Annotated in this window: 18 protein-coding genes; 13 read left to right on the top strand and 5 right to left on the bottom strand. The window is 39.3% G+C overall.

Annotation, left to right across the window (positions count from 1 at the left end; genetic code table 11):
• Window positions 1–3: 3 nt before the first annotated feature.
• Window positions 4–624, top strand: a complete 621-nt coding sequence (gene hisIE, locus RDV63_RS10565; protein ID WP_313909467.1) for a bifunctional phosphoribosyl-AMP cyclohydrolase/phosphoribosyl-ATP diphosphatase HisIE — start codon at window positions 4–6, stop codon at window positions 622–624.
• A 168-nt stretch (window positions 625–792) separates the two neighbouring features.
• Entirely contained in the window at window positions 793–2,949 is a 2,157-nt protein-coding gene (locus tag RDV63_RS10570) for a S46 family peptidase (RefSeq protein ID WP_313909468.1), read from the top strand.
• 70 nt (window positions 2,950–3,019) lie between these two features.
• On the opposite strand, the gene RDV63_RS10575 is transcribed toward RDV63_RS10570, so the two are convergent.
• On the bottom strand, window positions 3,020–3,445 hold the full coding sequence (locus RDV63_RS10575) for an HPP family protein (protein WP_313909469.1): 426 nt from the start codon (window positions 3,443–3,445) through the stop codon (window positions 3,020–3,022).
• Window positions 3,446–3,565: 120 nt separating this feature from the next.
• On the bottom strand, window positions 3,566–4,429 hold the full coding sequence (locus tag RDV63_RS10580) for a DMT family transporter (RefSeq protein WP_313909470.1): 864 nt from the start codon (window positions 4,427–4,429) through the stop codon (window positions 3,566–3,568).
• Window positions 4,430–4,614: 185 nt separating this feature from the next.
• On the opposite strand from RDV63_RS10580, the gene RDV63_RS10585 reads away from it, so the two are divergent.
• Window positions 4,615–5,307 (top strand): lytic transglycosylase domain-containing protein, encoded by a 693-nt coding sequence (locus tag RDV63_RS10585; protein ID WP_313910409.1) that lies wholly within the window; start codon window positions 4,615–4,617, stop codon window positions 5,305–5,307.
• Here RDV63_RS10585 and RDV63_RS10590 read toward each other — a convergent pair.
• Together RDV63_RS10590 and RDV63_RS10595 are read right to left on the bottom strand one after the other, a co-directional pair.
• Window positions 5,304–6,443, bottom strand: a complete 1,140-nt coding sequence (locus RDV63_RS10590) for a PilT/PilU family type 4a pilus ATPase (protein WP_313909471.1) — start codon at window positions 6,441–6,443, stop codon at window positions 5,304–5,306. The two genes, RDV63_RS10585 and RDV63_RS10590, sit on opposite strands and share 4 nt — an antisense overlap.
• 3 nt (window positions 6,444–6,446) lie before the next feature.
• Entirely contained in the window at window positions 6,447–7,499 is a 1,053-nt protein-coding gene (locus tag RDV63_RS10595; RefSeq protein ID WP_313909472.1) for a type IV pilus twitching motility protein PilT, read from the bottom strand.
• Between the two features lie 30 nt (window positions 7,500–7,529).
• Here RDV63_RS10595 and RDV63_RS10600 point away from each other — a divergent pair, with 30 nt between their 5' ends.
• From RDV63_RS10600 to RDV63_RS10640, 9 genes are all read left to right on the top strand, one after another.
• Window positions 7,530–8,216, top strand: coding sequence for a YggS family pyridoxal phosphate-dependent enzyme (locus tag RDV63_RS10600; RefSeq protein ID WP_313909473.1), 687 nt, complete (start codon window positions 7,530–7,532; stop codon window positions 8,214–8,216).
• A gap of 8 nt (window positions 8,217–8,224) precedes the next feature.
• A complete protein-coding gene (gene proC / locus RDV63_RS10605; protein WP_313909474.1) occupies window positions 8,225–9,040 on the top strand; it encodes a pyrroline-5-carboxylate reductase in 816 nt (271 codons plus the stop codon).
• Window positions 9,041–9,083: 43 nt separating this feature from the next.
• On the top strand, window positions 9,084–9,623 hold the full coding sequence (locus RDV63_RS10610; RefSeq protein WP_313909475.1) for a YggT family protein: 540 nt from the start codon (window positions 9,084–9,086) through the stop codon (window positions 9,621–9,623).
• The gene (yggU, locus tag RDV63_RS10615; RefSeq protein ID WP_313909476.1) at window positions 9,623–9,916 is read left to right on the top strand and encodes a DUF167 family protein YggU; all 294 of its coding nucleotides are present in this window, start codon (window positions 9,623–9,625) and stop codon (window positions 9,914–9,916) included. The genes RDV63_RS10610 and yggU overlap by 1 nt, the downstream gene beginning before the upstream one ends.
• A 56-nt stretch (window positions 9,917–9,972) precedes the next feature.
• Window positions 9,973–10,398: a DUF4426 domain-containing protein gene (locus RDV63_RS10620; RefSeq protein WP_313909477.1), complete on the top strand. Its 426-nt coding sequence runs from the start codon at window positions 9,973–9,975 to the stop codon at window positions 10,396–10,398.
• A 22-nt stretch (window positions 10,399–10,420) separates the two neighbouring features.
• Entirely contained in the window at window positions 10,421–11,008 is a 588-nt protein-coding gene (rdgB, locus tag RDV63_RS10625; protein WP_313909478.1) for an RdgB/HAM1 family non-canonical purine NTP pyrophosphatase, read from the top strand.
• A gap of 33 nt (window positions 11,009–11,041) precedes the next feature.
• Window positions 11,042–12,184, top strand: a complete 1,143-nt coding sequence (gene hemW, locus RDV63_RS10630) for a radical SAM family heme chaperone HemW (protein ID WP_313909479.1) — start codon at window positions 11,042–11,044, stop codon at window positions 12,182–12,184.
• Between the two features lie 104 nt (window positions 12,185–12,288).
• The gene (locus RDV63_RS10635; protein ID WP_313909480.1) at window positions 12,289–14,148 is read left to right on the top strand and encodes a DUF885 domain-containing protein; all 1,860 of its coding nucleotides are present in this window, start codon (window positions 12,289–12,291) and stop codon (window positions 14,146–14,148) included.
• A 211-nt stretch (window positions 14,149–14,359) separates the two neighbouring features.
• Window positions 14,360–16,402 (top strand): methyl-accepting chemotaxis protein, encoded by a 2,043-nt coding sequence (locus tag RDV63_RS10640; protein ID WP_313909481.1) that lies wholly within the window; start codon window positions 14,360–14,362, stop codon window positions 16,400–16,402.
• Between the two features lie 73 nt (window positions 16,403–16,475).
• Here the strand turns inward: RDV63_RS10640 and RDV63_RS10645 are convergent, their stop codons facing one another.
• Entirely contained in the window at window positions 16,476–18,338 is a 1,863-nt protein-coding gene (locus RDV63_RS10645; protein WP_313909482.1) for a cytochrome c/FTR1 family iron permease, read from the bottom strand.
• Window positions 18,339–18,540: 202 nt separating this feature from the next.
• Between RDV63_RS10645 and RDV63_RS10650 the strand changes: the two genes are divergently transcribed.
• Window positions 18,541–19,503 (top strand): magnesium transporter CorA family protein, encoded by a 963-nt coding sequence (locus RDV63_RS10650; protein ID WP_313909483.1) that lies wholly within the window; start codon window positions 18,541–18,543, stop codon window positions 19,501–19,503.
• Window positions 19,504–19,528 lie beyond the last annotated feature (25 nt).

Here is a 19,528-nt window from a genome sequence, read left to right on the forward strand (position 1 = left end):
AGCATGAATAAACAGCAAATAAGTCAGCTTAACTGGCCTGAAAATCAACTACTCCCCGCCATAGTACAGCACGCTGTTTCAGGTAAGGTGTTGATGCAGGCTTATATGAGCCCTGAAGCACTAGCGCAAAGCTTAAATAGTAAAAAGGTCACCTTTTATAGTCGCAGCAAACAACGCTTATGGTGTAAAGGCGAAAGCTCAGGCAACTTTTTACATTTAGTCAGTGTTACCGCAGATTGTGATGCCGATAGCTTATTAGTGCTGGCCCTGCCTAAGGGGCCGACTTGCCATTTAGGTAATGAAAGCTGCTGGGCCGATAACAACCAGAACAGCCCGCAGTTGAGTTTTTTATATCAATTAGAACAACTAATAGCTGCAAGACAAAACGGCGATATAACCAGCAGTTACACCGCCAGTTTATTCGCCAGTGGCGTAAAAAGAATGGCGCAAAAAGTGGGTGAAGAAGGTGTAGAGGCCGCACTTGCCGCCACGGTTGGCGATCGCGAAGAATTAAAAAACGAAGCGGCAGACTTAATTTTCCATTTATTGGTGTTACTGCGCAGCCAAGACTTAGCTTTAAATGATGTAATACAGGTACTACAGCAGCGGCAAAAATCGGGTTAAGCATAGCAAAACCTTGTTTTATCCTGCTGTTCCTCGTTAAAAATTGCTCATCTGGCTAAATTAAATGTAACAGGCTTTGTCTGCATATTGACAAGCCCCTACTCTGGCATGGACTATAGGCCTGATTACAGGCTTTATTCCATTAACATTACAACTAGAAGAGCAACCATGAAAAAAACACTTCTTATGCTAGCCCTAGCCAGCAGCTTTGCCATTGCCGATGAAGGCATGTGGATGCCACAGCAATTACCCGAAATTGCTGATAAATTAAAAACTGCAGGTTTAGCGCTAGACCCTGCGAGTTTAACTAAACTAACCGAATTTCCAATGGGCGCTATCGTAAGTTTAGGCGGTTGCTCTGCATCTTTTGTTTCAGATCAGGGTTTAGTGGTGACTAACCATCACTGTGTTTATGGCAGCATTGCTCATAACTCAACGCCAGAGAATGACTTATTAGCTAATGGCTTTTTAGCTAACAGCTTTAGTGATGAAGTATCAGCGGCGCCAGGCAGCCGAATTTTTGTTACAAAAGCGGTAGATAATGTCACTGACAAAGTTGTTGATGCTAAAACCGCTAAGCTAAGCGGTAAGAAACGCTTAGACGCTATTGAAGCTAATGAAAAAAGCTTAGTAGCCGACTGCGAACAAGATGCTGGTCATCGCTGTACTGTGGCATCTTATTATGGTGGCTTAGAGTATTACTTAATTAAACAATTAGAAATTAAAGACGTACGTTTAGTCCATGCTCCCCCTTCTGGTGTAGGTAAGTTTGGTGGTGATACCGATAACTGGATGTGGCCACGTCATACCGGTGATTATAGCTTCTATCGTGCTTATGTTAGCCCTGAAGGCAAATCTGCTGACTATAGTGTAGATAACGTGCCTTACACACCTGATTATCATTTAAAAATTGCCACCGATGCCCTAAATGATGGCGATTTTGTTATGGCACTTGGCTACCCTGGGCGTACTAACCGTCACCGCTTACCAAGCGAAGTTAGCGAAACATTCCAGTGGAGCTACCCAAATACAGTTCAGCAGTTTAAAGATAGCCTAGATATTATTGCCCGCGAAACGGCTAATAATAAAGATGCTGAATTAAAATATGCTAGTCGTAAAGCCGGCTTAAATAACTACATGAAAAATCGTCAAGGCATGCTAGATAGCTTTGCTAATAGCGATTTTTTACAGCGTAAAACTGCACAGCACCAAGCCTTAACCCAATGGGTTAATAGTAGCCGTAGCAATAAGAAAGCCTATGCTAAAGATTTAGCCGAAATTGAAACGCTATTAAAAAAACGGCATGAACAAAATCGAGCAGAATATTTATTAAACAATGCTACACCGCGATTATTAGGCTTAGCCCGCGCTTTACATCGTTTAACTCACGAAAATACTAAACCAAATGCACAGCGTAAAGCTGGCTATCAAGAGCGTGATTTCCCACGTTATAAAGCTTTTATAGCGGGTATGGAGCGTAATTTTGATGTCAATGTTGAAAAAGCCTTTGATCTGCATAATTTAACTAAGTATGCCAGCCAAAACAAAAAGCAGCGTAATGCTGAGTTTGATAAAGCTATGGGTATTAAAGATAATATGAGCCAACAGCAATTAATCGCATTAATTGATAGTTGGTATAATGCTACCGGATTGACTTCGTTAGCTAACCGTCAAGCTTTATTGCAAGGCTCTATCGCTGATTACAAAGCCAGTAATGACTTTTTTGTAAAAGCGGCAATTGCTTTATATAAATCAGACTTAAAGCAAGAAGCGGCAGATGAAGAGTTAGCAGGTAAAATTCAACAAGCCTATGCTAACTATATGCGCGCTAAAATTGCCTTTATGCAATCTCAAGGTGAGGCCGTCTATCCAGATGCAAACAGCACCCTACGTGTCACTTACGGTAATGTTAGAGGCCGAGCTCATGGCAATGAAGATGGTAATGCTTGGGCGCCATTCACAACGCTGCGCGGTATTAGTGCTAAAGCAACAGGTGAAGGTGAGTTTAATGCGCCACAAAAGCAACTAGAGGCCATTGCTGCTAAGCAATTTGGTAACTATAAAGTAGATAGCTTAAACTCAGTACCAGTCAACTTTTTAGCAACCTTAGATATTACTGGTGGTAACTCAGGTTCAGCAGTATTAAACGGTAAAGGTGAACTAGTTGGTTTAGCCTTTGATGGTACCTTAGACTCAATCATCTCAGATTGGGACTTTAATAATGATAATACCCGTTCAATCCAAGTAGACTCACGCTTTATGCTGTGGCAAATGCAGCATATTGATAATGCTGACAGCTTATTAAAAGAGCTAAATATCCTGTAGGGATATTAAATACTTAATATAAAAAAGCCCTCTGCTGAGGGCTTTTTGTTAGCTAGTTTACATTAGTAAATTAAGTACTTTGTTTCAGCAGAATTACCGCTAAACGAACAAAGTCAGATGAGGTTAGAATTCCTTTAATCTTATTGCTGTCGTCTACTATAGGTAAACAGCCATGGCGATTAGTCACAAAATATTCTGTTACTTCAAGTAAAGTAGTACTAGGCAATACGCTGACAAAATCTGTTAGCATAATATCGGTAACTAACTGTTGTTTTTCTTTACGCTCTAACTCAGCCGCGCCAAATTGGGCTACTAATGACATTACTTTAGCCACTAACACTTTTTGTGTCAGCATGCCTACTAGCTCACCATTAGTGTCTATAACAGGAATATGCCGAACATTTTTACTGCGCATTAAATCATGGGCATCTTTTAAATTAGCGCCACGCTCTACACAAAAGGGATCTGCAGTCATTAAATCTGAAACATGCTTCATTAGATTTCTCCATTTGCATCAATTAACTATTATTATCCAATAATTAATACTTATAAGTATTGTAATAGATCAAACTTTATCGACTCTATTCTTTTTATCCAATGGCTGAGCTCTGCTAATTTATGGCCGCTGTTCAGCAGTTAATGCACTACCTAAAGAAGCACAAATAACCAGTAATATTGCTAACCATTGCCATAAAGTAAGCTGCTCACTTAAAATTAAAAAACCTGCTAATGCGGCCACTGCTGGCTCCATACTCATTAGCACACTAAAGCTTTGTGAAGTCATATTACGTAACGACACCATTTCTAAGGAGTAAGGTAAGGCACTGGATAAAATACCCACAGCAAAGCCTAAGGGAATAACTTCCCAGCTAAGTATTGCCATACCTTGGCTAACAAAGCCAATAGGCACTAAAAACACTGCTGCAACGGTCATCCCTAAAGCAACCGTTATGCCTCCAGATGCTTGACTCCCTGTTCTTTTACCAAACAAAATATAACCTGCCCAACAAGCGCCAGCGGCTAAGGCTAAGACCACACCAACAGGATCTAGCGCTTCTTCACCTTGCATATCTGGTAAGAGTAATAAAATTCCAGCAATAGCTAAACCAACCCATATTAAATCACGTTTGCGCCGAGAGCCTATTAAGGCAACTGCTAAAGGGCCGGTAAACTCTAATGCTACACCTATACCTAAAGGAATACGCTCTATAGCTAAATAAAACAAAATATTCATGCCACCTAAGCAAATACCATAAAATGCAATGGCACGCATATCTCGGCCTTTGGGCATAGCTCGCCATGGCCTAAACACTAACCATAATATGATAGCGGAAAATCCAAGACGCAGTGCCGTTGTGCCCTCAGGCCCAACTATAGGAAATAGCTGTTTAGCAATAGAAGCGCCGGATTGAATAGTTGCCATTGCTAATAGCACTCCGGCAAAAGCAATCACAACCGTACGATTTAGTCTTAGTGTCATGATAAAGCAACTTTGAAAAAAGAATGTGATTTATAGGTTAGTAATTTTAGCCTAGACTATAACGAAAGGATATTCATTGTATCGCAGCTAGCTTGAGTTCTAACTATGTAAGTGCTTTACTAAGCTAGTTAGCAATATCAATAAAACATAATCAACCATGCTAAGTAAGGTATTATTTGTTTAAAATGCTATTTGGCTATCTTGCTTTGCTCGCAGTGGCTACTACTTCGCTTATGCTGCAAGCTAAAGAAGATAAAAAACCTGTACATAAACTGTCACCATCAAAGTCTGCACCAGCAGTAAAGATGCCAAGCAAAAAATCAAATTCGACAGCACAGTATACCATTTATAGTGCTCAAAAAGCCGATGGCACTGTTTTATTTTCAGATAGACAGCCTCTAAATCTAAGCTACAAGGTATTGTATTATGATTGCTTTGCTTGCGATCCTAACTCAAATATTAATTGGTTTACTACGCCACTTTATATTCGGCCTTATAATCAATTAATTAATTCTGCAGCAATTAAGCATAATTTAGATCCAGCACTAATTCGCGCTGTTATTCATGCTGAGTCAGCATTTAGACCTAGTGTTGTTTCCAAAAAAGGCGCTGTTGGTTTAATGCAATTAATGCCTAAAACAGCTGAAGAATTGGGCGTAACTGATGCTAGTATGCCAAGCCAAAATATTCAAGCCGGTAGCCAGTACTTAGCTAAATTACTGCAGCAGTATGATAATAATATAGATTTAGCCTTAGCCGCTTATAATGCCGGTAGCACAGCAGTCAGACGGCACCAAGGGATCCCTCCTTTTGCAGAGACCCAAGCTTATGTAAAACGAGTTAACATTTTACATAAGCGTTATCAGTCTGGCTTCTAATTACCGTCTGAATCTAAATCTGGCTCAAACCCTTGTATAGTTACCCCGGATAAAAAGCCAGCCCCTTTAGTATCACCACTACGCAACTTTATCATTAGACGTAAATCGTTTGGCGAATCTGCATGGTGAATTGCATCTGTGTAGCTAATAATGCCACTTTGATACATATCAAATAATGCTTGGTCAAAGGTTTGCATACCTAATTCACGTGACTTGGTCATTACTGCTTTAATTTCACCTATTTCGCCACGAGCAATAAGATCTGCTACTAAAGGAGAGTTTAGTAATACCTCTATCGCCGCTTTACGGCCTTGACCATCTGCTGTTGGCACTAACTGCTGAGCAACGATAGCCCTTAAGTTGAGTGATAAGTCAAATAGCAACTTTTGGTGCATATCTTTTGGTACTAAGTGCATGATCCTATCAATAGCTTGGTTAGCATTATTGGCGTGCAGCGTCGCTATACATAAATGGCCAGTTTCAGCAAAAGACAGTGCGTATTCCATCGTATCTTGGCTGCGGATCTCACCAATTAAAATAACATCTGGCGCTTGGCGCAATGAGCTTTTTAATGCTGAACCAAAAGATTCGGTGTCTATGCCAACTTCACGCTGAGTCACTAAGCTTTTTTGATGATCGTGAACAAATTCTATTGGATCTTCAATAGTTAAAATATGACCTTTAGTATTACGATTACGATAGCCTAACAAAGCTGCTAATGAAGTCGATTTACCGGTACCCGTTCCCCCGACAAACAATACCAAGCCTCGTTTAGACATGATAATTTCTTTCATTATAGGTGGCAGTCCAAGCTCATCTACTTCGGGTATACGAGTAATAATGCGCCGTACTACCATGCCGGCGCAATCCCGCTGCCAAAATGCTGACACCCGAAAACGACCGGCTTCATTGGCAATAGCAAAATTACACTCTTTAGTAGTCATAAACTCTTGTTGTTGCTTGTCATTCATTGCCGCTAACACAAGTTTTAATGATCCAGCATCGGTAAGAGGCGTTTCATCTATAGGCGTCATTTCACCATTTATTTTTGCCGCTACCGGCATCCCTGCGGTAACAAACATATCAGACGCCTTCATTGACACCATTTTATCAAGAAAATCAGTCAAGTTACTCATTAATTACATCCTACCCATATTACCAAAAGTATTTTTATCTTGGGCTTTACCTGCTGCATCTTGTTGTGACACTAAGCCACGATTAACTAGATTTAGTAAACACTGATCCATAGTTTGCATACCATGCGAGGCACCAGTTTGAATTACCGAATACATTTGGGCAATTTTATCTTCACGAATCAAGTTACGGATTGCCGGTAAACCAACCATAATTTCATGGGCGGCAATACGGCCCCCACCCACTTTTTTCAATAAGGTTTGCGAAATAACTGCGCGTAAAGACTCCGATAACATAGAGCGAACCATAGCTTTTTCTTCTGCTGGAAACACATCGATAATACGGTCGATAGTTTTAGGTGCAGAGGTAGTATGCAAGGTACCAAAAACTAAGTGACCTGTTTCCGCTGCAGTCATAGCTAAACGAATGGTTTCTAAATCCCGTAATTCACCAACTAAGATAACATCCGGGTCTTCACGCAATGCAGAGCGTAAAGCATTACTAAAACTGTGGGTATCACGATGAACTTCTCGTTGGTTAATTAAGCATTGCTTATTGCTATGAACAAATTCTATTGGGTCTTCAATGGTTAATATATGCTCATGACGCATACTATTAATATAGTCAACCATAGCCGCTAAGGTAGTAGATTTACCCGAACCGGTAGGTCCAGTAACAAGTACTAAACCACGAGGATTATCTGCAATTTTTTTGAAAATATCGGGTGCACCTAAGTCTTCAAGTGACAATACTTCACTTGGGATGGTACGAAATACTGCAGCAGCACCACGATTTTGTACAAAAGCATTAACCCTGAACCGAGCTAAGTTTGGTACTTCAAATGAAAAGTCAGACTCTAGGTTTTCTTCATACTCTTTACGCTGCCTATCTGTCATAATCTCATAAATTAAGGCATGCACCTCTTTATGAGTTAATGGCGGAATGTTAAGCCTTCTAACATCACCATCAACACGTATTAAAGGCGGTACCCCTGCAGAAAGGTGTAAATCTGACGCTTTATGTTGCACACTAAAGGCTAATAATTCAGTAATATCCATGACAATTTTTTACTCCAAGATGCCAACTTTATGAATAACATAGCAGAACAACTTAAGCTCGCCTATCAGAACATCAAACAAAAATGCTTACAATTGCAAATTTCCAACAAAACTGTGCAATTAATAGCCGTAAGTAAAACTAAACCTGCTGCTGATATTTTAACTGCTTACACTGGTGGACAGCGACGCTTTGCTGAAAACTATCCGCAAGAGCTGGCAGATAAGCAACAACAACTTGCTGATAAAACAGATATAGAATGGCATTTCATTGGCCCTTTGCAGTCAAACAAAACAAAATTAGTAGCACAAAGCGCAGCTTGGGTTCACAGCATTGATAGGCTAAAAATAGCAAAACGCCTAGCTGAGCAACGGCCAAATTCTTTAGGTAAACTTAAAGTACTCATTCAACTAAATATTTGTAATGAAAACTCTAAATCAGGTATAGCACCTGAATCACTTCTTGAATTTGCCGCACAAATTAATACCCTGCCGCAGTTAGAGTTAAAAGGCCTAATGGCTATCCCTGCGTTAGGCGATTCAGAGCAAGCTTTTGCCGCTATGCAGCAGCATTCATTACAACTGCAACAGCATTATCCGCATGCCAAGGAGTTATCTATGGGGATGTCTGCAGATTGGCAAATTGCTCTACGCTATGGCGCAACTATGATAAGATTAGGCACAGCAATTTTTGGTAAAAGGGATACTAACGAGGAATGAAATCTAATATGAATGATAATACAGTTGCTTTTATTGGGGCAGGAAATATGGCGCGCTGTGTTATCGCCGCTATGGTTAACAATGGCTACCCAAGTGAAAACATTATAGCTGCCAATAGAAGCCAGCCTAAATTAACTGCTCTGGCTGCTGATTATAATATTCAGACCACCTTAGATAATATTTATGCTGTACAGCAAGCAGATGTAATAGTGTTAGCCGTTAAACCACAAATGATGCAGCAACTATGCGAAACATTAATTACTGCAGCACCAGAAATAGCTGATAAATTGTTTGTTACTTTAGCTGCTGGCATACCAGTTAGCCGTTATAAAGACTGGTTAGGTAATGTGCGTATTGTCCGCAGCATGCCAAATACCCCCTCTTTAGTCAGCCTTGGTGTTACAGGCTTATATGCAGCAGATTGCTCCAATTATGAAAAGTCATTTGCTGATCACATGTTCAGCGGTACCGGATTAAATGTTTGGTTAGAAGACGAAGCAAAAATTGATCATATTATTGCAGTTACTGGTAGCTCTCCGGCCTACTTTTTCTACTTTATGCAATCTATGCAACAAGTGGCTGAGGAATTAGGTTTTGATGCTGAACAAGCTAAAAAAATGGTTGCCCAAACGGCCTTAGGTGCTGCAACTATGGCGTTAGGCAGTGAGCATAGCTTTGCTGATTTACGTGCTCAAGTAACGTCTAAAGGTGGCACTACCCATGAAGCCGTGACTACCTTTGCTGATCAAGGGCTTGAAAAAATGGTTTCAGACGCCATGTATGCAGCAATAAAACGTGCGCAAGAAATGGCACAAAGTTTTTAATTTATATACTTTTAAACTCTATTAGTGCTGTTGGGAGTCATTTATGGATGCGTTACACTTTTTAATTAACACCATATTTAATCTGTTTTTAATGGTGGTTATTTTGCGCTTTTGGCTACAATTAGCACGGGCAGATTTTTATAATCCTTTTAGCCAGTTTGTTGTAAAAGCGACTAACCCTATAGTGCTACCGCTGCGCCGACTTATACCCAGTATGGGTAGTATAGACACCGCAACAGTATTATTAGCCTATTTAATTGCTTTGACAAAATTACTATTAATTCAATTTATCCTAATTAAAGGTGTCGTTTTACCAAATAGCTTCCTGTGGGCGGCTATTGTTGTTATTAAAGAGGCCTTTTCATTACTATTTTGGATCTTAGTTATTCGAGCCTTACTAAGCTGGTTTAGCCAAGGTAATAATCCAATAGAGCAAGTTATGCATCAATTAACTGAACCTCTGCTTCGCCCTATCCGTCGTATTTTACCGCCTATGGGCGGCTTAGATTTATCGGTATTAGTAGTGTTAATAGGCTTACAGTTTTTGAACATCTTGTTTAACGGTTGGTTTCGCGGTTTTTAATGCCTATACAGCAAATACAAAACGGATTAAGACTTAGGTTGTATCTGCAGCCTAAGTCTAGCCGAGATCAATGGGTAGGCCTTTATAATGATGCGATTAAAATTGCGATTACCGCGCCGCCTATTGATGGCAAAGCGAACCAACATTTACTTAAATTTTTAGCTAAAAGTTTTAAAGTCGCAAAATCAGATATTGTGCTAGAAAAGGGGGAGTTAAGTCGGCATAAAATGGTAGTTATTCTCTCACCTAAAGTATTACCACCGTTAATAGAATCCTTGTTAAGCACAAGATAAATTACGTTAGTTCATCTATAATAGAAACCCCTGAGCGAATTAACTAAGGTAATCTAATGAAACTTTTACTAGCTGCATTTTTAACACTACTGCTCGCTACTAGCAGCCAATTAAGTGCAGAACAAATGCAACAATTAGGACTATGGGATGTACATTATATTGCCTTTCCTGCTCCGCTATTAACACCAGAAATAGCCCAGCAATACCGAATCCAACGCAGTAAATATAATGCGGTAATTAATATTTCAGTATTAAATAGTCAATCTCAGCAAGCACAAAAAGTCTCTATCAGTGGTATTGCTAAAGATTTACTAGGCCGGCAAATTGCCTTGGATTTTACTGAGGTAGTAGAAGGTAAAGCCATTTATTATTTAGCCCAATTACCCTTTAAAGATCAGCAAGTTTTTGACTTCACTTTAACCCTGTCGCAAAAAGAAAGTTTGCAACAATTAAAGTTTAAACAAAAACTTTATGTCGACTAATACCAAGTGTGGATTTGTTTTTATGCGAAAAATTGTATTAGCCAGTAGCAACAAAGGTAAAGTAGCCGAATTATCACAAATGTTAGCTGGCCGTAATATTGATATTATTGCCCAAAGTGCGCTTGGCGTTACGGATGCAGCCGAAACAGGTTTAACCTTTATTGAGAACGCCATCATTAAAGCTAGACACGCTGCATTATCTACCGGTTTACCTGCAATTGCTGATGATTCAGGCCTAGCAGTAGATGCCTTAGGTGGCGCACCAGGAATTTACTCCGCTCGCTATGCTGGAGAAGGCGCTACCGATAAACTCAATATAGATAAGTTATTATCTAGTATGCAGGGCATACCAGTAGGTAAGCGCAGTGCGCAGTTTCATTGTGTTTTAGTTTATATGCGCCACGCAGAGGATCCTACTCCTCTGATATGTCATGGTATTTGGCATGGTGAAATAGCCACTAGTGCTATAGGTGAACATGGTTTTGGTTATGATCCGGTTTTTTGGCTAAACCATGAAAACTGCAGCGCAGCACAACTCACTCCCAGTCAAAAACAACAGTTAAGCCATCGTGGCCAAGCCTTAAAAACTTTACTACAAGGTTTAGACTAGTCCCAAGTTAATCTACTATAAAAAGGAGCTCTTTTGAGCCTGTCGTTACCGCCTTTGGCACTTTATATTCATATTCCTTGGTGCATCCAAAAGTGCCCCTATTGTGACTTTAATTCTCATGCCGTAAAAAAAGGTATTCCTGAGCAAGAATATATTTCGCATTTACTGGCAGACCTTGATCAAGATCTTGCCTTAGTCGCAGGACGCACTTTAAGCAGCATTTTTATTGGCGGTGGCACACCTAGTGTATTTAGCGCCGAAGGTATAGGTCGTATTTTAACTAGGGTTAAACAACGTTTAACTTGTGCAAGCGATATGGAAGTCACCATGGAGGCTAACCCAGGCACAGTTGAAGCTGCCCGCTTTGCTGGCTATGTTGAGGCCGGCATTAACCGCTTTTCTATCGGTGTGCAAAGTTTTCAAACAGCACAACTTAAAGCCTTAGGCCGTATTCATGACGGCGCAGAAGCAACTCATGCGGCTAAGTTAGCAAATAGATTACCGTTAAATAGCTTTAATCTAGATTTAATGCATGGCTTACCTGATCAAGATGTCAATGCAGCACTAGCCGATTTACAACAAGCTATTGCCTTGACTCCACCTCATTTATCTTGGTATCAGTTAACTATAGAGCCTAATACCGCTTTTGCATCCAAGCCGCCGTTATTGCCGCCAGATGACACCTTATGGGATATTCAACAACAAGGCTTAGCACTATTGCAACAGCATGGTTATGAACAATATGAAATATCCGCCTATTGTCAGCCAGGGTTTCAATGTCAGCATAATTTAAATTATTGGCGCTATGGCGACTATTTAGGCATTGGCTGTGGCGCTCATGGTAAAATCACTTTGCCAGCAAAAAATGCTATTTTACGCACAGTTAAAATTAAACACCCTAAGGGTTATATGGATATTAGCCGTGGTTACTTAGATAGTCGCGAGCAAGTAGAGCCAGAAGATCGCCCTTTTGAATTTTTTATGAATAGATTTCGTTTAATTGAACCCTGCCCTAAAGCTGATTTTACTGCCTATACCGGATTGCCGATTAGTTATATAGAGCCAGCTATTAATAGTGCTATTGCAAAACAGCTATTAATTGAAACAGATCAATATTGGCAAGTGACAACTCAAGGTAGTCGTTATTTAAATGACTTACTCACGTTGTTTATCTAACTAATTGCGATAGGTTGCCTGTTCATCATGTTTTAACTGCGTAGAATGAAATGATAACCTAGATATTATCTGTTTCAATCTTTCAAACTAAGCATAGGTAACCAATGAAAAAATTCACTATTAATAAAATGGCCTTATTGCCTCTAGCTATTAGCCTAGCTTTATTAGCCGGCTGTGGGCCAAAAACAGCTGAACCTACTAATACTATTGCCGCGAGTAAGAGTATTAATGCTGCATCTGAATCTGAAAAAGCCAATACCTTATTTGAACAGTTTTTTATGGAGTCAGTACAACGTAATCCTACACGCTTGACTCGGCTTGGTATAAAAACAGATTACGATAAATGGCAAGACTTGTCCGAAGAGCATTATCAAGCAGAATTAATGCTGCAGCACGACCAATTGAATCGTTTAAAAACAATAGATATCACTAAACTAGATGCCAATACACGTATCAGTTATTTATTAATGCAGCAAAGTTTAGAGCAAAGCTTAGCTGATGCTAAGTGGCGTTTATATAACTACCCAGTCAACCAAATGTTTGGCGTTCATACTCAAGTGCCATCATTATTAATTAACCAGCATATGATTGATGATGAAAGCGATGCAAATGCCTATATTGCCCGTTTAAATGCCGTGCCAAAGTTATTTAAACAATTACAGCAGCAATTAGAGCAGCGTGCAGAGCAAGGTATAATAGCACCTAAGTTTGTCTTCCCTCATGCAATTTCAGCCAGTAAGAATATTATTACTGGGGCGCCTTTTGATGAGGGGCCTGATAGCACTTTATTAGCTGACTTTAGTAAAAAGGTACATAAACTTAAAATAACTGAACATGCTAAAGAACTGTTATTAGAACAAGCTAAAACCGCACTAATAAAGAGTGTTAAGCCAGCTTATACTAATTTAATTGATTACTTACACAGTTTAGAACAACAAGCTGGCACTGAAGATGGCGTTTGGCGCTTTAAAAATGGTGCTGAGTTCTATCAGACAGCTTTAAATCGTACCACTACAACAGAGTTAACAGCTGCAAAAATTCACCAAATTGGTTTAGATGAAGTTGCTCGTATTCACAATGAAATGGAAAAAATTAAACAGCAAGTTAAATTCTCTGGTAACTTGCAGCAGTTTTTCGTCCATTTACGAGAAGATAGCCAGTATTATTACCCTGATAGCGACCAAGGTCGAGCAGATTACTTAGCTGAAGCTAATCGGGTTATTGAGGATATGAAAGGCCGCTTAGACTCGCTATTTTTAGTTAAGCCAAAAGCTGATCTTATTGTTAAAGCTGTCGAACCATTTCGTGAACAGTCTGCCGGTAAAGCCTTTTATCAACAACCTTCTATGGATGGTTCTAGGCCGGGCACCTACTATGCTAATTTATATAATATGCGTGATATGCCAACCTACCAGCTAGAAGCTTTGGCTTATCATGAAGGTATCCCTGGCCACCATATGCAATTAGCCATTAATCAAGAATTAGAGAACATGCCTAAATTCCGTCGTTTTGGTGGTTATACCGCTTATATTGAAGGTTGGGGCTTGTATACAGAACAATTACCAAAAGAGATTGGTTTATACCAAAACCCTTACTCTGATTTTGGTCGCTTAGCTATGGAGCTATGGCGCGCCTGTCGCTTAGTTGTAGATACTGGTATTCATAGTAAAAAATGGACTCGACAACAAGCTATTGATTACTTAGTTGAAAACACACCAAACTCTGTCACAGACTCAACTAAAGCAATTGAACGTTACATAGTTATGCCATCTCAAGCTACAGCTTACAAAATAGGCATGATAAAAATGCTAGAACTGCGTGAAAAGGCTAAAGTCGCCTTAGCTGAAGAGTTTGATATTCGAGAGTTTCATGATGTTATTTTAAAGAACGGGGCTGTACCTCTAGATATTTTAGAGCAGTTAGTAGATGAATATATCATGCAAAAATCAGCTACTGTACAATAAGTTTCAGCGTTGTTGTAAAGGTGGCTTTAAACTTATAAGTAGTTAATTAAAGCCACCCTTTAATATCAAAATCTAACTTGCTAAAGTAAGATTAGTAATTAACACTTTAATATTCTTCGATTTAACGGTAACGTAATAAAGCTTCTTTACAGATAAAAATAATTATAACGCTATAAGTGGTTTTGACAGCGTTAAACAGTAGGAAGAAATAATGCGCTATTTCAAACAAGCTACTATAAGACAAAAGTTACTCATTAGTATAGGTAGTGCAGTAGCAATACTACTAATACTCACTTCCATTTTAGTCGTAAATCATTTAAAAAACCTTACACAGAATGAAGTAAACAATAACGTTTCCTCTATTGTGCAACAAGAAGCCTTAAGTGTGAGTAGCTTCTTTGTTCAATATGCACAAATAGCCCGGACCTTTTTAGAGAACCCCTACCTTATTGAATGGTTTAATAATTACCCTAACCGAGGGGCTGATTACAAAAACATTCCTGGCTATCACAATATTAATAATAGTTTTATTAAAGTTAGCGAACGGGATCCTGTTATTTTATCCGCCTTTTTTGCTTTAAACCGCACTGGTGAGTATTTTAAAGAAAACGACCGAACAGGTATCGATAAAACAGGACCTGATGCTGGCGTGGTTGATAAAGGCTATTTTGCAACAAAACGGCCATGGTATCAGCATGCCATTAAGCAAAAGAATTACTTTATCAACTCGCCTAGTGCAGATTTAAATACTGGTATTATTTCTACTGTAGTGCAAAGCCCAATTTATGCTCCAGATGGTAGCTTACTTGGCGTAGGTGGCATCGACTTACATATCAACCGAGTTGGCGAAAGAATTGATACTATTCGTTACCATGACGAAGGTTTACCAGTTTTATTAGACGAACTGGGCCATATCGTTCATTTTGCATCTCAAGCAGGTATTAAATACGTCCCTAATGATCCCATAGCTAAGTTTGATGACTTACATAAGGGCAATAAAGGTTTTGCCGAGCTAGCCCAAGCAGCAAAACTGCATCAAGCTAAGCGGATAGAAGTACAATTACAAGGTAATACCTATTACGCCTATACCCAACCTATTAGCTCTGACTTCCCTACCATGAATTGGTTAGTTGCCTTATTAGTGCCTGTAGAGTTAATTGATGGCCCTGTACAAAGTGCCGTAAACTGGGCGCTATCACTGACCTTAATTATTTTAATTATTATTTTAATTGTTGTCTGGTTTATGACCAGAATGATCACTCAACCGCTACAGCAGCTAACCGACACTATGCGAGATATTGCTAGCGGTAATGGTGACTTAACTCAAGAGATTAACATTAATAGCCAAGATGAAGTAGGCACTCTTGCTGGCCACTTTAATGAGTTTATTGCTAAATTAAGGCAATTGTTATTACAAACAGCTGAACAAGCCAATTCGGTTCATAACAGCAGTAAAATGCTATCTAGCGTTACAGAAGACACTAATACCGAAATTCAACAAGGCAATATTCAGTTAGAAAATGTTTCTTCTGCTATCCATGAAATGACGGCAACAACGCAAGAAATAAGTAATAATGCCGATCATGCTAGTAGTTCAGCCAATGAAGCTGAAGAGCATGCTCTACATGGTCAGCAGCTTTCTGTAGAGTCATTAAATGATATGCAACAACTTTCTGAGCATATGGCACAAGCGCTATCGGTTGTTGTTGGCTTAGCGAAAGAGTCCGAGAATATCGGTACTGTGGTTGATGTGATTAAAGGGATTGCCGAGCAAACTAACTTACTTGCCCTTAACGCTGCCATTGAAGCCGCCAGAGCTGGCGAACAAGGCCGAGGCTTTGCGGTAGTGGCAGATGAGGTACGCTCTTTAGCTGCTCGCACCCAAGAAAGCACTAAAGACATTAGGGATATGGTTGAAAAACTGCAGTTAATTGCTCGCGAAGCAGAAAGTAGCATGCAAAAAGGTCGCGCACAAACCGAAACTAGCGCTGAGCGGGCACAAACTATGCAGAATGCTTTAGTGGATATAAGTGCCGCTATTAATAATGTAAAACAGCAAAATAGCCAAATTGCTGCAGCTACTGGCCAACAAACGGTAACAACTGAGGATATTAACCATAACCTAATAGCTATCACCGAGTTAATGGGCCGCTCTGCTACACACGCTAATGAACTAGCAAAAGAAGCAGCAACACTAAGCAATGCTGCTCAAGGGCTTAACACTGTTGTTGGAGAGTTTAAAATTAAGCAATAATATGCAGCTATCTTTATATAATGCTTAAAAAAAACGACGCTGAAGCGTCGTTTTTTTTACCGATTAGCCTAGATTAAGCCAATGTTTTTTGTTTTCGCTGGTTTAATAGTATAACAGTTGCTAAAACTAATAATATTAATTGAGCCGCTAAGCTCTGTACTGTAGGGTAAATTCCTAACCAGCTAATAGTTGGTGTATTTAACTGATTAATTGCAATAACACCGGCTTCTTGTAATGCTGCAATCCCTTTGCCTGTCATAACAAAAGCTAGCACTATCATTAACAATGCTGTTGAACCAAAAAAAGCTTTTAACGGTAATTTTAAAGCAAATTTAAATAAGCCTATCCCTAAGATTGCCAGTAAGCCTAGTGCAGCAATAATACCTAATATAAAGCTCATTTGATGGGCAGCACCACCTTGCAACCATAAAGATTGATAAAATAAAATTGTTTCAAAAATCTCACGGTATACCGCTAGAAAAACTACTGTGCCTAAACCAAAATAAGCGCCAGTTTTTAAAGCCTTACCTACCTGAGTATTTATAAACTGCTGCCATTGCTCATTAGACGTTTTACTGTGCATCCAAAAGCCCATATAGAATAATATAGCGGCGGCTATTAGTGCCGTATAGCCTTCTGTCATTTCACGCGATGCACCTGAAATAGTAATAACATAACTTGCAATAAACCAAGTAAGTCCACCTAAAGCTAAAGCCGATATCCAACCATAATGTACTGAACGCTTTAAAGCTGGTTGCTCCGTTTTAACTGCTACCGAATAAATTGCAGCTACAACTAATAAGGCCTCTAAACCCTCTCGCAATAAAATGAGTAAGGCGAGTAAAAACACATTACCAGACGCCAAGTTGCTATTATCTAAAGCAGCTTCTGCTTGGCTTAACAGCTGTTGTATTGCCTGAATTTCAAGTGTTAACTCACTTAACCCTGCTTGTTGTTTAATATGTTGCCGTAAACCCAGCATTTTATTTTCGATTTGATCTTTTAAAGTAAGATCAACAGCAGCAAGATTATTTTCAATTAACTCAAAACCATCTAAATATGCAGCAACTGCCAAATTATAAGCTTGGTCGTACTGCTTCTGTTCAAGTTGAGGAATAATTAAAGATAAAGTGTCATTAGCCACTTGTAATGGATCCGTATTTTTAGCTGAAAAAAAGCGCTCTGGCTGCTGACGAAATACTGCCATTAACGCCTCGCCTTGTTCAGCATATTGCTGCTTTACATCTTGCGGGGTTGAAGTCAGCAACATTTGGATGTTGTTGCGTGTTATTAAGCTAGTAGGTGTGTTGCTAAGCTCCACTTGTTCACTCGCTATTGCCCCTACATAAAAAGCCATGTCCCAGCGACTTTGCTCATCTAAGTAGCTAAAGGATGTCATAGCCGTTTCTTCAACACCTAAAGTAATGGTATTAAATAAGCCAAAGATACTCCGAGCTTCATAGCGTTCAAACTCATGAAAGTTTGTTGGCTCAGGATCTAGGCCTTTAGCTGCAAGGCCATCTCCCTGTGCATTAGCGCCATGACAAGCTGCACAATAACTTTGATATAAAGCTTGGCCACGCTGTAAGTCGGGTATCTTTGCTGGTAAGGCAACTTGTGGCATTGCTGCAATTATAGTTTGTCGCATCTTGGCAGTTAATTGTTGAATATCTGCCGGCTCAGCTTTATTTTTAATAAGCTGTTGCAATAACTCGCTTTGCTGTAGCAAAGCTGCATTTCCATCGGGTAGCTGTGGTGGTATTAAACTGGCAAACTCAACCATTTCAGCATATTCTGCAGCATTAATAATCTGCCCTTCTGCAACAGCACTTTTATAGTCTGCACCTATATATTCAATAAACTGAATTAGTTTATCTGAAGCCTGTAATGGCATGGCGAACAGAATCATTAATAAAACAAGTAATATCTTTTTCATTCAAAACTCATTAAAAAAAACACAATAAGAATGATTCTCATTATACATAAGGAGCACGAAATTTGGCCATAATTAAAACAGTTTTTAGCAAAAATTTTAATAAAATTAGAATTTCTGGCTAATAAAGCGACATAAAGTTATTGAATTTGCACCTAATGAATTTTTCAGTTTATGCTAGCTAAGTGTTTAACGGAGATTACTTATGATTCAGCTAAGTTATTTTGAACCTGAAACGGCACTTTGGCAGCATGGTGATATTTCGCTATTACCAAAGCAACTTCCTGCTGATGCGCGGTTATGGATAGATTTAAATAATGCTACTGCAGAAGAGCAACAAGTGGTACTACAACGTTTTGGTATTTTAGCCACCTTAACTGAAGACTTTAGCCGAGAGCGCCATCCACCAAAATGTGAAGGTCAAACTGATTTTACTTTATTAGTTCTGCGCGGTTATGCTGATACTGACTTCAGTGAATATACTGCCAGTGTGCAAATTAACTTACTTTATTCTAAGCAAGTATTAATTAGTAAATTGACTAGCCATAACGCCAGCTTACTAGAGCAGTTTAAACCTAAAATAGCTCAGGGAATTAGCGCTAATATTGCCGATTGGATAAAACAGATCATTTTAATTACCTCCAGCAGCTATTTAGAAAAACTAATAACTTTTGAAGATGAATTAAGCGATTTAGAAGATGCCATGCTGCAAAGTGGCAATGATGATTTAATGGCCTTAATAATGCGTTATCGATCGGTGTTACGGAAAATAAACCGAAACTTAGCCTATCAAAAAGATATATTCTCTGAAGTCTTCGATGAGCAGCAAAATCCTTTGTTACGCCATTTTGATGCCACTGAGCTGCGTGACTTTTATGAAAAGTTTGAACGTTCACATAGCATGACAGATATGTATTATGACCAGCTTAGTGATTTAGTCGATAGCTATTTATCAACTACATCACACCAAATAAACGAGCGAATGAAAGTGTTAACTATTGTCAGCACTATTTTTATCCCCTTAACCTTTATTGCCGGCATTTACGGCATGAACTTTGTGAACATGCCTGAATTAGCCATGACAAATGGTTATTTTATCGTTATGGCCGCCATGGCTGTCGGTGGTATTTTTGGCCTAGCTTGGTTCAAGTTTCGCGGCTGGTGGTAAAGTTTACGCTCATTAATATTGAAAT

The organism is Rheinheimera sp. MMS21-TC3 (genome assembly GCF_032229285.1).
Lineage (GTDB): Bacteria > Pseudomonadota > Gammaproteobacteria > Enterobacterales > Alteromonadaceae > Alishewanella.

Coding starts and splice junctions, on each gene's coding strand:
- hisIE (WP_313909467.1), top strand. CDS start 4: ATGAATAAACAGCAAATAAGTCAGCTTAACTGGCCTGAAAATCAACTA.
- RDV63_RS10570 (WP_313909468.1), top strand. CDS start 793: ATGAAAAAAACACTTCTTATGCTAGCCCTAGCCAGCAGCTTTGCCATT.
- RDV63_RS10575 (WP_313909469.1), bottom strand. CDS start 3,445: ATGAAGCATGTTTCAGATTTAATGACTGCAGATCCCTTTTGTGTAGAG.
- RDV63_RS10580 (WP_313909470.1), bottom strand. CDS start 4,429: ATGACACTAAGACTAAATCGTACGGTTGTGATTGCTTTTGCCGGAGTG.
- RDV63_RS10585 (WP_313910409.1), top strand. CDS start 4,615: ATGCTATTTGGCTATCTTGCTTTGCTCGCAGTGGCTACTACTTCGCTT.
- RDV63_RS10590 (WP_313909471.1), bottom strand. CDS start 6,443: ATGAGTAACTTGACTGATTTTCTTGATAAAATGGTGTCAATGAAGGCG.
- RDV63_RS10595 (WP_313909472.1), bottom strand. CDS start 7,499: ATGGATATTACTGAATTATTAGCCTTTAGTGTGCAACATAAAGCGTCA.
- RDV63_RS10600 (WP_313909473.1), top strand. CDS start 7,530: ATGAATAACATAGCAGAACAACTTAAGCTCGCCTATCAGAACATCAAA.
- proC (WP_313909474.1), top strand. CDS start 8,225: ATGAATGATAATACAGTTGCTTTTATTGGGGCAGGAAATATGGCGCGC.
- RDV63_RS10610 (WP_313909475.1), top strand. CDS start 9,084: ATGGATGCGTTACACTTTTTAATTAACACCATATTTAATCTGTTTTTA.
- yggU (WP_313909476.1), top strand. CDS start 9,623: ATGCCTATACAGCAAATACAAAACGGATTAAGACTTAGGTTGTATCTG.
- RDV63_RS10620 (WP_313909477.1), top strand. CDS start 9,973: ATGAAACTTTTACTAGCTGCATTTTTAACACTACTGCTCGCTACTAGC.
- rdgB (WP_313909478.1), top strand. CDS start 10,421: ATGCGAAAAATTGTATTAGCCAGTAGCAACAAAGGTAAAGTAGCCGAA.
- RDV63_RS10635 (WP_313909480.1), top strand. CDS start 12,289: ATGAAAAAATTCACTATTAATAAAATGGCCTTATTGCCTCTAGCTATT.
- RDV63_RS10640 (WP_313909481.1), top strand. CDS start 14,360: ATGCGCTATTTCAAACAAGCTACTATAAGACAAAAGTTACTCATTAGT.
- RDV63_RS10645 (WP_313909482.1), bottom strand. CDS start 18,338: ATGAAAAAGATATTACTTGTTTTATTAATGATTCTGTTCGCCATGCCA.
- RDV63_RS10650 (WP_313909483.1), top strand. CDS start 18,541: ATGATTCAGCTAAGTTATTTTGAACCTGAAACGGCACTTTGGCAGCAT.